The organism is Sphingobacterium puteale (assembly GCF_003627955.1).
Taxonomy (GTDB): Bacteria; Bacteroidota; Bacteroidia; order Sphingobacteriales; family Sphingobacteriaceae; genus Sphingobacterium; species Sphingobacterium puteale.
The window spans coordinates 127,521-141,100 of record NZ_RBWS01000016.1; the positions used below are offsets into that span (position 1 = coordinate 127,521).

16 protein-coding genes are annotated in these 13,580 nt (G+C 41.1%); 7 read left to right on the forward strand and 9 right to left on the reverse strand.

Annotated elements, in window-relative coordinates; genetic code table 11:
* Positions 1–230 precede the first annotated feature (230 nt).
* The gene (locus D7322_RS20100) at positions 231–1,121 is read left to right on the forward strand and encodes a helix-turn-helix domain-containing protein (RefSeq protein WP_121126018.1); all 891 of its coding nucleotides are present in this window, start codon (positions 231–233) and stop codon (positions 1,119–1,121) included.
* Here the strand turns inward: D7322_RS20100 and D7322_RS20105 are convergent.
* Positions 1,118–2,137, reverse strand: coding sequence for an aldo/keto reductase (locus D7322_RS20105; protein WP_121126019.1), 1,020 nt, complete (start codon positions 2,135–2,137; stop codon positions 1,118–1,120). The genes D7322_RS20100 and D7322_RS20105 overlap by 4 nt on opposite strands.
* A gap of 216 nt (positions 2,138–2,353) precedes the next feature.
* Between D7322_RS20105 and D7322_RS20110 the strand changes: the two genes are divergently transcribed.
* The 3 genes from D7322_RS20110 (at position 2,354) to D7322_RS20120 (ending at position 4,806) form a co-directional block, all read left to right on the forward strand.
* Positions 2,354–2,950, forward strand: coding sequence for a porin family protein (locus D7322_RS20110; protein WP_121126020.1), 597 nt, complete (start codon positions 2,354–2,356; stop codon positions 2,948–2,950).
* 82 nt (positions 2,951–3,032) lie between these two features.
* Positions 3,033–4,073 (forward strand): sensor histidine kinase, encoded by a 1,041-nt coding sequence (locus tag D7322_RS20115; protein WP_183078781.1) that lies wholly within the window; start codon positions 3,033–3,035, stop codon positions 4,071–4,073.
* Positions 4,074–4,092: 19 nt separating this feature from the next.
* Positions 4,093–4,806 (forward strand): LytR/AlgR family response regulator transcription factor, encoded by a 714-nt coding sequence (locus D7322_RS20120; RefSeq protein ID WP_121126071.1) that lies wholly within the window; start codon positions 4,093–4,095, stop codon positions 4,804–4,806.
* Here the strand turns inward: D7322_RS20120 and D7322_RS20125 are convergent.
* Positions 4,803–5,714, reverse strand: a complete 912-nt coding sequence (locus tag D7322_RS20125) for a DUF6268 family outer membrane beta-barrel protein (RefSeq protein ID WP_121126022.1) — start codon at positions 5,712–5,714, stop codon at positions 4,803–4,805. The genes D7322_RS20120 and D7322_RS20125 overlap by 4 nt on opposite strands.
* Positions 5,715–6,008: 294 nt before the next feature.
* On the opposite strand from D7322_RS20125, the gene D7322_RS28345 reads away from it, so the two are divergent.
* Positions 6,009–6,203 carry a hypothetical protein gene (locus D7322_RS28345; protein ID WP_147430496.1) on the forward strand — a complete coding sequence of 65 codons (195 nt, stop codon included), beginning with the start codon at positions 6,009–6,011 and terminating at the stop codon, positions 6,201–6,203.
* Positions 6,204–6,580: 377 nt separating this feature from the next.
* On the opposite strand, the gene D7322_RS20135 is transcribed toward D7322_RS28345, so the two are convergent.
* The 7 genes from D7322_RS20135 to D7322_RS20160 all read right to left on the reverse strand — a co-directional run bounded on the left by D7322_RS20135 (position 6,581) and on the right by D7322_RS20160 (position 10,935).
* Complete coding sequence (locus D7322_RS20135; RefSeq protein ID WP_147430497.1) at positions 6,581–6,844, reverse strand: hypothetical protein; 264 nt, start codon at positions 6,842–6,844, stop codon at positions 6,581–6,583.
* 282 nt (positions 6,845–7,126) lie between these two features.
* A complete protein-coding gene (locus D7322_RS20140) occupies positions 7,127–7,999 on the reverse strand; it encodes a helix-turn-helix domain-containing protein (RefSeq protein WP_121126025.1) in 873 nt (290 codons plus the stop codon).
* 42 nt (positions 8,000–8,041) lie between these two features.
* Positions 8,042–8,428 (reverse strand): hypothetical protein, encoded by a 387-nt coding sequence (locus tag D7322_RS20145; RefSeq protein ID WP_121126026.1) that lies wholly within the window; start codon positions 8,426–8,428, stop codon positions 8,042–8,044.
* Between the two features lie 13 nt (positions 8,429–8,441).
* Positions 8,442–8,603, reverse strand: a complete 162-nt coding sequence (locus D7322_RS28515; RefSeq protein ID WP_183078782.1) for a hypothetical protein — start codon at positions 8,601–8,603, stop codon at positions 8,442–8,444.
* A 319-nt stretch (positions 8,604–8,922) separates the two neighbouring features.
* Complete coding sequence (locus D7322_RS20150) at positions 8,923–9,300, reverse strand: hypothetical protein (protein WP_121126027.1); 378 nt, start codon at positions 9,298–9,300, stop codon at positions 8,923–8,925.
* Positions 9,301–9,365: 65 nt separating this feature from the next.
* Positions 9,366–9,824 (reverse strand): hypothetical protein, encoded by a 459-nt coding sequence (locus D7322_RS28520; RefSeq protein ID WP_183078783.1) that lies wholly within the window; start codon positions 9,822–9,824, stop codon positions 9,366–9,368.
* Between the two features lie 94 nt (positions 9,825–9,918).
* Entirely contained in the window at positions 9,919–10,935 is a 1,017-nt protein-coding gene (locus tag D7322_RS20160; RefSeq protein WP_121126028.1) for a zinc-binding alcohol dehydrogenase family protein, read from the reverse strand.
* Positions 10,936–11,350: 415 nt separating this feature from the next.
* Between D7322_RS20160 and D7322_RS20165 the strand changes: the two genes are divergently transcribed.
* Together D7322_RS20165 and D7322_RS20170 are read left to right on the forward strand one after the other, a co-directional pair.
* Positions 11,351–12,208, forward strand: a complete 858-nt coding sequence (locus D7322_RS20165; RefSeq protein WP_121126029.1) for an AraC family transcriptional regulator — start codon at positions 11,351–11,353, stop codon at positions 12,206–12,208.
* 351 nt (positions 12,209–12,559) lie between these two features.
* Entirely contained in the window at positions 12,560–13,579 is a 1,020-nt protein-coding gene (locus tag D7322_RS20170; RefSeq protein WP_121126030.1) for a LacI family DNA-binding transcriptional regulator, read from the forward strand.
* Position 13,580: the final 1 nt, after the last annotated feature.

Here is a 13,580-nt window from a genome sequence, read left to right on the forward strand (position 1 = left end):
ATCCATTAAATGCAATATTGTTGCATTAAAAAGTATGCCTTTTTTATATTTTAATAATTTTACCGAACAGCTAGTTACAGCTTTCTCCCTGAACGAAGTCGTAATTAACCAGATACAGAAACTTAATTACCGATAATAAATAGCACATTATCGACATTTACTTGCAATATCTTGCAGCAATTTCTGATCTAATTATTTATTATTGTACCGAATAACTCACCTAGCTCATTATGATAAAAAGGGAAAAGAATAGACTAGATTTTACATTGTTAAACATCGGATATGCCGAGCATGATGCGGACTGGAATTTTAAAAATATCAAAAGCCCTTTTGCCAGGATACACTATGTCTGCGAAGGAGAAGCACAGATAATTTTACAGAACGAAGTGATTAAAATGCAGCCCGGATATCTATACCTGACACCAGCCCATATCCACCATAGCTATGAATGTAACGGTAAATTCTCGTTGTATTATATCCATATCTATGAAAATCCTAACATTATGTCAAGTATTTTTGACCATTACATATTTCCCAAGGTTATCAAGGCCAATCAACTGTTGGAGGAACTCATCATTCGCCTACATCAGATCAACCCCGGAAGTGCTTTGTCTATCTATGACCCTCAGCGTTATGAAAACTCAACCGAATTAATGAGAAGCATTGCCTTACAGGTAGCATCCCCATTTGCTCGTGAAGCCGAAAGCCACGCAATAATACAGTTACTGATGAGCCGGTTCTTAGCTGCTGCAAGCGATAAAATAACTCAGGTCGAAAAGCGTCTCACTCGAGTATTGAACTATATCGACGAGCATATCCACCAGTCCATTTCCATTGACCAACTTGCCGATCTGATCTTTCTTTCTAAAGATCATCTTATCCGGCTTTTTAAAAAACACATGAATGACACCCCTGTGAGCTATATGAACCGAAAAAAAATAGAAAAAGCCCAGTTAATGATGCTGGTTGATGATAGCAGCATTCAGGAACTGAGCTTTAGGTTGGGATTTGAAAATATATCTTACTTCAATAGGCTATTCAAAAAAGTGACCGGAGAGACACCGACAAGTTACAAACGCAGCGTGGCAACATTAACAAATGAGCCATCTACCCCTGATTAGATTATGCCGGAAACCGCCAATTCATCCCAAAATTCCATTGGAATCACCCGATTCACCATGGCCACATTGTCTTTCACTTTTTCCGCTTTACTCGTGTTCAATGCGACTGCTTTGACACCATCAATTCCGAAACCATAAGCAACACAAGCTTCAGCGGGCTTAACAGCAAATTTTTCGCAAGTTTCCCAAAATTGCTCTCTCCATTTATACAATGTTTCACCAGCCAAAGTTTCCCTATTGACCAACTGATAATTGTAGTAATCACCACCGACCAAAAATCCGCCATTAAATACCGCCGAATTAATCACGGTAATATTTGCGGCCACTAATTCGGCAATAAATTCCAATAATTCAGCCGGATGATCGTGTAATGTTAGGCTATTGGCGATCATCACCCAATCCAATTCAACATCCTGAGCAATGCGCTGAATGACTTTCCAACTTTTGGATCCTACTCCAACAGCGCGTACCTTGCCTTGATTTTTCAATTCAATTAGCGCACGGTAAGCTTCCAAAATATCCTGATAGCGTTGGTTCTCATCGGCTTTATTCAATGCTTTTGCCAAATATTCATCAGGATCATGTACCGAGACCAATTGTGCTGGATAATCTCCCAGCAATTGATTTCCCTGATAGTAACACGATAAGATCCCAGCGTAACTAATGCGCTGTTCAGCATCATAACGAAGTCCTTTCCATACCCCTGATTCGAAGGTAGGTTCTTCCGTTTCCAAAGGAATGCGATACCAGCCGAGTTTGTTGCTGATCAACACCGTTGACGGATCAACTTTCAGTTGCTTGAGACCTGCACCTAAGGATTCCAACGATAGGCCCGCGCCATATTTACCTGCCGTATCGAAAACAGCCAAGCCCTCGGCATGCTGAATACAGGCTCGGATAATCGCTAATTTATCTGCAAAAGACATTTCTTTATACAAATTGCCTAAACTACTTGTACCATAAATGACTTTTGGAAGCCATGCAAAAGTCGTTTTCCCGATTCCTTTAGACGTCATTAATTCTCTTTTTAAGAGACCAATTTTACGGAGAATAGTACAATATATTTTATGCTATATCGACTTAAAGTATGCACATATCGATATCATGCAAAATACAGTCTCCGATGACGTCATCGTCATTTTTGCTTTCGTCAACGCTAAGACGCCATTCGTCAAAGATTTTTCCGTACTGGCCCAAACATTCGTTTTTTTGCGCATATCAAAACAATAAAAATGAACAGAAAAACAATTTTATCATGCGTTGTACTCTTCGCGATGATGTTAAGCAAAATGGTATTCGCACAGGAACAACCCCGCATTCAGATTGGTATAAAAGGTGGAAGTAGCCTGAACAAACTCAATACGGAACTGGCGGATCTGGACGACAAATACGCCTTGGGCCTTCATCTAGGTGGTATGGCACGTGTCAACTTCGGTAGCGCCTACATTCAAGGGGAGGCCCTCTTCAGCAAACGGAAAGCCGCTCTTAAACCACAGGGACAGACCGAAACCAAACTCAAATGGAATGCGATCGATATTCCCCTGATGGTCGGCTATAAATTCATTCAACAACAGGATATGAACTTACGAATATTTGCGGGTGCGGTATACAATTACACCTTGAATGATAACCTATCTCCGCTTAAAGCCATTAAAGAAGGAGTCAAACATTTCGATAAGTCCAATATCCAATTTACAGGCGGCCTTGGTGTAGATATCCAAAAGTTCAGCATCGATCTTCGTTACGAACGCGGATTTTCTGACCTTAGCAATTCATTTAAATCCAAGCCGCAGGCATTTTCCATTGGGGTAGGTTATTTCTTATTCTAACATAACCTTTAACATGAGAACCTTTGGAGGCAATTGTATCGCCTTCAAAGGTTTTTGTTATATATTTGACTATTTTTGTCCCATGTTTCTCAAAAAAAACTACCTCCATCGGCACCTGTTTCTCACACTCTTCTGGCTTGTCCTCTGGTTTGCCCTGTGGATACAGGTGAAGCAGGATATGGATACAGCCAGCGCACTGATCCATAGCTCATTAATCATGATCTGTTCCATCAGTATCTCGCAGTTCCTGAGTGACAATATTTTGCCTAAAGCTATTAAGACACAAAAAATGAAGCCCTTTGTTTTCAAAGCTATCTTTTTCGTCGTTATTTTAGCGCTACTGATCAGTGTGGTGGATGTCTATTTTATTATGCATAGCCAAGTACTACCGGAAGATGAACGAGCCTCCCTATTACTTGTTCAATGCTATAAATCTATTCCTTCCTCTTTGCTGATCAATGGCACAGCCTGTGGCATCCGATTCTATCAGGAACATGCCAATATTCAACAAGACCATAGCCAGTTGCAGCAGAACTTTCTGGAAAGCCAGCTCAAATTATTGCAAGACCAGGTCAATCCCCATTTTATGTTCAACGTATTGAATCATATCCATATCCTAATGAAAAAAAATGTAGAGATGGCCGATTATTTACTATTAAAATTTTCTGACATCCTACGTTACCAGCTCTATGAGTGCAACCAGTCATTCGTGCTGTTAAGTCGTGAACTACAATATTTACAGAATTTCATCAGCATTGAACAAATGCGCTGGGGAGATGAACTGGAAGTCAACTGCACTTGGTCACAGTCAACAGAAGATCTCCATATCGTACCGCTGATGTTGATTTGTTTTGTCGAAAATGCCTTCAAACATGTGGACCGGCTTCCAAATCAAAAAGGCAAAATCAACCTTAACTGTATTGAAAAAAATGGTCATTTCCGATTTCAAATCAGCAACAGCTATCAGGTCTATCCACAGCAAGCTTCGACCAGACATTCCGGAATTGGATTGGAAAATGTCAAAAAGAGATTGGAGCTGCAATACGAAAAAAAATATTCCCTGGCGATCAAAAAGCATGAGGACAGCTTTTGTGTCGAATTGACAATTGATCTTAATTGCTAAAAAAATGGAACAAACAAAGATGAGATGTATCATAGTAGACGATGAGCCGTTGCTACGGCAGCATATTGCCGAAATGACTGAGCAAGTTGATTTTTTGGAACTTGTGGATACTTTTCCTTCGGCCCTTGCGGCGGCGTCTAGGTTACAACAGAGTGATATCGACCTTATATTTTTGGATATTAATATGCCTTACCTCAATGGGATTGATTTTTTGGAGTCACTCGACAATCCTCCCCTATGCATTTTTATTACAGCCTATTCGGAGTATGCATTAGAAGGTTTCCGCTTACAGGCAATAGACTATCTTCTAAAACCAATTGTTTTTCAGCGTTTTTTTCAGGCGGCAACCAAAGCCTATCAACAATTTGTGCAACGTACCAAAACGTTACAGGATCCCAGTCCCAACGACACCATGCTCTTTGTCCGACAAGGCGACGCCTTTGTCAAAATCTCATGGACCGACATCCTTTATGCCGAAAGTATGCAAAATTACACCAAATTACATTTTAAAGAGCGAACACTTACGATCCATCAGACCATGCTGGCACTAGAAGAGGCTTTGCCTGCTAATCATTTCTTTCGCATTCATAAATCTTACCTAGTCAATGTCAACCATATTGATATCATCTCCGGCGGACGGGTATACATTGCTGAGCGAGAATTACCCATTTCACGTACAAAAAGAGAGGAGCTTCTCCAAAACGTCGTTTTTAAGAAGCTCCTCAGCCGTTAATAGGGCATATTCCATTTAAATCCAGCGGAGGCATAGAACGTTGGCGAGAAACGGGGATCAGCCTGTTTCTTGTCTTTGAAAATACTCTTTATGGATCTATCGTTTTCAACATACATCCGTGCGAGTGTGCTTCCCCCCGTTAGTTGTAACTTGAGGTTTTTGCCGAGGTTAAACTGGGGCTGAAGACCAGCTGTCAATAGCATAAATCCTCCGAGTGTGGACTTTCCGTCCTTTTCGCGTTCGGCCGTCATCCCGTCCAGATTCACCACCGCTCTCAAATCCATAAACTTGTTGACTTGATAAGCAGCAGAAAGACCTTGGGGAAAATTCACATTGAATTTTACTTTTCCATTTGTCTTCCAGTCGAAATACAATCCAGGTAGGATCATCGGTACACCGAAGCTATTACTCAGTATCGGGCCGAAGCCAAAAGCCAAATTAGGTTTAAATCGTTTAATAAAAAGCGCTCCTCCTTGCCCCAGCACATCTTTACCGTCTACTTTGACCAAATCAGAATAAATACCAACAGATGCAAAGGTCAGCAGAGACCAATTTTTCTTTAAAGACGTCAAATATTGCAGTCCAATCTCGGCATTTAACATTTCGGTCGGAAAGAGAGCTTGCTCATAGTTACGGTTTTCCATTTTCGCGTAGGCAGCCCCCACTTTCCATGACCAGCGTTTGATGTTGCCCATGGAATCCACCTTGGTCGATAAGGGGATCTCCAGATTAAACCGTATCCTTTTGAAATCACTTTTTGAACCAGTCTTTACACTATCTTCCGGTCGGATATAGTTTGACAGTGGGGCGTAATCAACGACAACCTGTCCGGATACTGCATTTTGAGCATGTGCTGTCATTGTCGCTAAGCTACTGAACAAAATGGCACATAAAATTTTTTTCTTCATGTTTTTTCAGCAAAAGAAGGTTTTGCCGCCCGGAAGCTGAAAACATTTTGACGTATTGCTGCTGTCCGTTGACCAAATGCAGCACTGACACGATCTCAAAAAAACAATGGGATTATTCTTTGGTATTTAGAAAACAAAGAGCTAGACACCCCACTTTATATCTCGTCAAACGGGGTATGGAAAAAGGATGACATCAAAATAAAAAATGAGTGCGAGTGAGTAGATGTTGCATAAAGATTTGCCTTATCGTTATAAAGGTTAATGAAATAATTTTATAAACCTTTTCATTTAGCCATGAAGCACATTTTATTATTAGTGACCGTATTTATTTTTTCAGCATGCTCAAAAGAGAAAGGATATGGCCGGTTTAACTTGAAAGAAGGGCAAGAGGTCGAACTTCTGGTCAGCCACCGTTATGGCTCTATACATGACCAACCTATTACTTTTACCACAAAATGTATCCCCGGGGCTACCACTGTCGGGCTTTGAGGATCGAAAACCGGGGAATAATTATAAAGTTAAAGCAAAGATGGTTCCTTATAAAGGTCCCGTACTAATGGACGGAGGCCCTTCCGACGTATCGGAACCGCCATCCATCTCAGCTATAGCGATGAAATTGTCGCGAAAAATTAGAAGAGATCTGGCAATATATCAAACTAAATATCCATACTGGCAATGGACCTGTATCTAAATGGAAATCCATCCGGGCGACTGTCAGTCATGATCCGTAAAATTTCGGAAAGACCTACCTGGTCTCAAAAATCGAACTGGCGGAATAACCCAACAACTTAAAAAAGGGATTGGAGCAGCAGGCGAATGAGCTAAATTCTAGCCTGCTGTCTAATCTTGAGGTTATGTAAAAGATCTTAATAAAGTCCCTTAATAAATTGGTAGTTCTTTTCAAGACATTCATCGTTATGCCGTAGCGTATTGTCCTTTAGCATCAATAAGTACAGACTAGAAATATGTATACTTTGAAAAACGATAGTCAGTGCAGAAAATATTCCTGTCAGCACCATCAACCACAAAAGAGGCTCTTTGTATTGATACCATGTCCAGGCCGAGGCGATCAATATAGTTATCTCTAAAAGATACATAAAAGACAGATAGCCTCTTGAAACTTGTAACATTCTCATGCTGTTTAATTTACTATTTCCAAAAATATATAGATAACCTGTCCTAAAACCATCATTCAACCAATCTAAATGAAACATTGGAAAATCCATCGCTATTCTTTTTTTCAAAGATCAAACTATATCTCTCCAAAAAGTAGAAATAACAGTTCCGATGCCTTCTGTTTCTATCCGATCTCATTCAATAAAGAGTCAATATATTTTCATTTTCGTAACTCTAGCCCGTTATACGGCAGAAGCGTCTTTTTCATTCGATGAAAAAGACGCTTCTGCCGTCGTTTATGCCTCCTGTTTTTTTCTAAATTCTTCTGGGCTACGCCCCTTCTTGGATTTAAAAAAAGTGATAAAATAAGGCACATTTTCAAAACCCAGTTCAAAGGCAATTTCCTTTACCGTTTTGAAGGTATGATACAATAGCCGCTCCGCCTCTATCACGATCCGGTCTCTGATCAGTGCACCACAGCTTGTGGCTCTCTTCTCACGACAAATGCGGTTCAGGTAATTCACTGAAATATTCAATCGCTCCGCATAGAAAGACGGGAATCGCTGATGTTTATAATGTTCATCAACCAAGGCCTCAAATGCAACTATTTTTTCCTCCTTTTCATCCATCTGCACAAAGCCGAAGTTTTTGGTGATCTGACGGCCCAGCATCTGAAGTAAAATATTCAGATAATTGCGCAGCACTTCTCTTGAACCCAAGTTTGCTGTATCATATTCCACCTGCATCAATTCCATTAGATGAATACAACGTTCAATTTCATCACTTGTCAATACAAAGCCATGCATCTGGTTGCATTTTAAAAAGTTAAAATAATGTATCACTTCCTTATTGTACCGCTGCATAAAAAATGTCTCTGTAAATAGGATAGCACATCCTTCAACAGGTACATGATGCTGGAAACTACAAACGCAATTGCAGCTTATGCTGACGATATCATGTCTGCCCATGGCATACATTCTTTTATCTGCCACCATCATCAGGTTTCCGCTCTTTATTGACAGCAAACTGTAGAACGAACGTGCATGCAATGTGTTCTGGTTTCCTTTGACCTGTAAATATTCGGCGATGGGCATTATAACAATCCCATTGGAAGCCGAATCAATATCTTCTAGTCTTAAAAAATCTAGTTTTTCTTTTCGTATTACCATTGTCTTATTCTTTTCTTCAATAAAAAATTTAAAGGGAAATGGTTATACGATAGGGGGTTTAAAAATCCGCATAAAAATACCTTGAGACAATTGATGACCCCTTGATTGCGGATAACGTATTTTTAAAATCAGGCTAAACGGCTGCACCCAACTTACGGCATCGTCGAGTCGTGCAAATAGCAGTATTTCGGCACTTTTCACCTTAACGAGTACATCGCTGAAATCTTTCTGTTGGACTGTTCTTTCGCTGATGTAGCAGAAACCTTTACAGGTCGCTACAGGGCCATAACGATTGATGCATACGTTTTGTTCAATATAATCACGATTGCATTCAAAGCCAATAAATACCCACAGCAGATTTGTTGCCTGTAGGCAAATTGCCCAGGCCATCAATACTCCAAATAGTGCTTTCACTTTGTAGGATTTCATTCGCTTCAATTTATCACTTTGTCACACTATTCCGTTCACGGAGGTATTCCAAAATTGTGCGCGCTTCTTCTTGCTGCAAGCCCAGACTTATCATTGGAGAAGCACACCCTTTACGCAGTGCCCTAGCATCCGGATCTTTGTCAAGCATGGTCGCAGGATCGAGCATTATATTCATGATCCATTCGGGTGTACGGCGTTTGACCCTACCATATTTATTCTAGTTTTCATTTCGCTCTCTTTTTTAATTTTGTTTGCAACGGTATAAATCAGTTTTCCCAGCCGTATTGCTACCGTAGATCAGACAATTCGATATTCAAGCTTACTGATCCGAAGCAGACAACTGGTCTCCCAATCGCCCTCCAAACATACATCGGGGGGGGGATAAATGCCACAGAAAACTATGGAAAAGTCATCCCTAAAAGGAAAACACATAGGAATTGCCTCATTGGTATAAAAAGATAATGGATTTATCCGGCAAATTCCTTAAAAAGAAATTAAACGAGCGGTGGGCGAAAAATAGAAAAGATAGGGCTGTAAGCATATTCTTCGTTCACTTGCGGAAAAGCGCGTGTTGCAGCAGCTTCGTCGTATACCGAAGTTTCGAAGATAAAATTCAGGGGATTGTTGATAAAGACAACATCAATAATGCGTGTTTCAAGGTTTTTTTGTTCCTTTTCTTCGTGCTCACGCATCTTTTTCATCAATATACATTGCCCTCTACAGGAAAGGGCTTGTCCGTTAAAGCGGTTGACACATTCATACTTGGCTATATAATCCCTATTGATCTGAAAAACGGTCCATATCCATACAGTTGAGAAGCTTTGTAGGAGCATCAAAGGCAGTAAGATCCATATGAATTGTTTCGCTTTCATGAGTTGACAATGTAGCAAATATAATAATTGTTGCCATTTGAGCTACAATTATTTTAGCATTCGTCCTAAAGAATTGATTTAGGGCTGTCCATGTATTCAAAAGCGACGATCAGGTATCCCATGCTCTTGCTGAAAACCTGTAGACATAATACCATGTTTGGTATAACGGTTCTGCCAGAGGACAAAACCATCGTGATGTTTTGCCGTATTGCCGTATACCATTGATCTGCGTCTAACTCTTTGAGGTCAAATATTGCCGGATCTTCCTTTCCGCGTCCCCAATACATTTCGGTAAATGTATTGGGACCAAAATGGATAAATGCTATAAATTCATCCTTGAGCGCTTGGTATTGCCTATCATTCGGGATTAAATGCACTGCTTTACGAACAACTTCTGCCTTACTGTCTGTCTTTTCGATGACATAGGTCTTTTTCAGATCCAGTGCTTTCGAATTGGGATTTTGCGCATATAAATTGTGTAAAAAAACACCTACACAAACAGCGATCATTAGCTTTGTTTTCATTAGGACCTAATTACTATTTCCTTCGGACTTCTATCTGTGATATTTCCCAAAGGATTGGCTTAATCTACCTTCCATTTTCAGAATATATTTTTGATTAGAATTTGACCAGTATCCGGAACACACTTCCTGGATCTTTCACCCAGGCGTTAAGAGCAGCATGTGCCCCGTCAGGAGTGCAGACAGCGGTAATCAGTTGGTCCACTGGGCAGGTTCCTGATTTTAAATAATCCATCACCGCTTCAAAGTCTTTTGGCAATGCGTTCCTTGACCCCATAATATCCAGTTCCTTTTTCACAAAAAACTGTGTATCAAAAGGAATCGGCTCCTTTGCATAGCCAATAAAGACCACCCTTCCAGTAAACGTCACGGCATCAATTGCCGCCAGATAGGTTTCCTGTCTACCGACCGCCTCAATGACGACATCTGCGCCCATGAAGTTGGTCAGCTCATCCAGTCGCTGCTTTAGATCTTCCGCAGCTGTATTGATACTGAATTTTGCGCCAAGACGTCTGGCCAGAGCAAGCTTACTTTCGCTTACGTCTGCAGCGATAACCGAAGCTCCACGTCTGACGGCCCGAATTATTGCCCCTATACCGATCATGCCACATCCCAAGACCAATACTACGTCATTGTCGGTTACCGATGCCCTATCTACGGCATGAAAGCCCACACTCATCGGTTCGACAAGTGCCAGCTCCTTTGCCGACAGGCCGTCTCCGGGGATTACCTTTTCATACGGTACCGCTATATAAGCCGCCATAGCACCATCACGTTGCACCCCCATGGTTTCATTGAATTGACAGGCATTGGGTTTATTATTTTTACATGCGGCACAACGTCCGCAATTGGAATATGGATTTACGGTGACCCGCATACCCATTTGAATTTCAGGTGCTACATCCGCTCCTATTTCGACTACCGTCCCCGCAATTTCGTGGCCGGGAATAATGGGCAATCTGACAAGCGGGTTCAGTCCCCGAAAGGTGTTGAGGTCAGATCCACAAAACCCCACATAATCTATTTTGAGCAACACATGCCCCACCCGCAAATCAGGTCGTGGCAACTCAACGCTTTGTACAAGACCTTCTTTTATAATTTTTATCGCTTTCATTCCCTTGATGGATATTTTGTTTTTTTAAGTCAGATATTATTGATTCATGCTTTTTAGGTATCTCCCTACTTTGCGACGACACAGGCGTGGCAACCAAAAGTACATAAAATGCCTTCTTTTTCTATTGGTTCGTTTTATCTAACTAGCAAAATTAGAAGTAATCTCTTTGAATAAAAACCACTTTATCGACCAAAACTTTCACAAAATCGACAATATCTTCCTAAAGCTTTATCAGCCTAAAATGAGAACTTAAAAGACGACTCAATTTTATCGTGAAGAATAATTTTTTACATGATTTTAAGCATTTATTACATGGCCTACTGGATTTATATCCCGTCTTTTGATTAAGGTGTCAAATCATTAATCAGCTTGGAGTTCACATCGCTGGACGCTCCATTAAAATATCTTAGAATCCATGAGGCCAGTTTATGCTAAAGCGCTTGAAAATTATAAGCACCGTATTTTTGAAATCCGAAAAGAGAATCAATTTTCCGGAGCATATCATTTTCATAATGAATGCCAATTGACTCACATTATTGAAGGGAATGGCAGCAGATACATAGGAAATCAATTCGATGATTTTGAAGCTGACGAGCTAACATTTATTGGACCGGGCCTTCCTCACGTTTGGTACCATGAAAAAAAACTGGGTATAAACAGCCCAGTCCCCGAATCCTTATCTCTATTTTTCCATCCCGATGCTATCAGCTCACTGTGCTCGTCGTTATTCGACAATACAGCTCTCAAGACATTCTTAGCCAGATCTAAGCAAGGGATGTTATTGTATGGCAATACAAAAAGTAAACTAAAAAAGTTGCTCCGAAAAATGCTTGTGGCATCCGACATTCAAAAAACAGCCTGTTTATTTGAGTCCTTAGCAATTCTTCTTGATACAGATGAGTATACTTTGCTACACAGTGAACCCTATCTTATTAGTCCTTTAAAGAATTATGGTGAGGCCATTGATAATGTTTACGATTACGTTTTTAAAAACTTCGAAAAGAACATTTCGTTAGAAGAAGCGGCTAGGTTAGCTAACTTGACAAAACCCGCATTCTGCCGGTTTTTTAAAGCACGTACAAAAAAAACCTTTTCGCAGTTCGTAAATGAAGTCCGTATACAAGAAGCCTGCAGACTGTTGGGCCAAGACGAAAACCAGATCACCCATATTGCTTATGCCTGTGGATTCAATTCTTTACCCAACTTTAATAAATTTTTTAAATCCATCAAAGGCACTACGCCATCCGACTATAAAAGTAGATTATTCATATAACAAAGGGATTTCGCTAGATTCAGATCATGAGCTTTTTCTACTCGCATGCGAGATTCTTAAACCAGAAGATCTTCCCACTATCAGGATAAGTCTCCAGTTCCGCTTTCCTTAAGCCCTCTTAAGCGGTACTGGTAAACAGAGCCATCCTTGTAGGCCCACCAAAACAACAAGAAGTCACATAGGGGACATTTACAAAAACAGGATTAATATACAGTCAAGGCACATCTCCGAAAAGAAGAACCCCTCAAATGAACTAACAATAAAGTTGTCATTTATAGCTAGAGAGATCCTGCTTATTTCGATAGTTTTTAGTATTTTGTATCCTAAATTTGGTTAAACCTATCTAACACTATGAAGAACCCTTTAGGCATCAAGGATATCGCCCGGATGCTCCAAATTTCGGTATCAACGGTTTCACGGGCTTTTCGGGATACACATGATGTCAACCCTGAAACCCGAAAAAAGGTACTGGCACTTGCCAAGAAACTGAATTTTAAACCCAACAAAAATGCGTCGGCGCTTGCTTCCGGTTCAACAAAAAATATTGGCGTGATTATCCCCTTTATCACCAATTACTATTTTTCCATGGTGATTTCAGGTATCCAGGAGGAAGCCTATGAACGTGACTATAATGTCATACTGTATGTGACGAACGATAATGTAGCGCGTGAGCAAACGCTCCTGGAAAATCTTTCGACAAGCAGTTTAGATGGGCTTCTGATTTCGATCTCTTCCGACTCATCGACCAATGCGCATTTCGAGCAGCTCATGGCCAAAGGAATGCCCATCGTGTTCTTCGACCGGGTACCCCGCGATATCCACGCTTCAAAAGTTGTTCAGGATGATTTCGCCGGTGCCATGCAGGCCACCGAATACCTGATCCAGCAGGGCTACCGTCGTATTGCCCACATTGCCGGTCCCGAAAGTTTGCAGTTTACCCAGCAGCGCCTAAGCGGCTACCTTCGGGCATTGGAGCAACATGATATGCCCGTAGATAAACAGCTCATTGTATTCTCCGGCTTCTCACAGGCACAGGGTGCTGCAGATACGCAGCAACTGCTTGCTCTTCCTGATCCTCCGGACGCCATCTTCGCTGCCAATGACCGCAAAGCTGTAGGTGCTATCCTGACCATCAAACAGCGGGGACTTTGGGTGGGCCGGGACATTGGTGTCATCGGATTCACAAACGATCCCATCGCCGTTGTAGTCGAGCCAAATTTAAGCACCATCGAAGAACCTGCCATGGAGATCGGCCGAAGAAGCTGTGCGCTGCTGATCCGTCATATCAAAAATCGGGATTTTGAAGTTCAGGACATCATACTGCCCGGAAAGTTGATCCAAAGGGATTCGACTAGACGGACGAGTGGCTAGT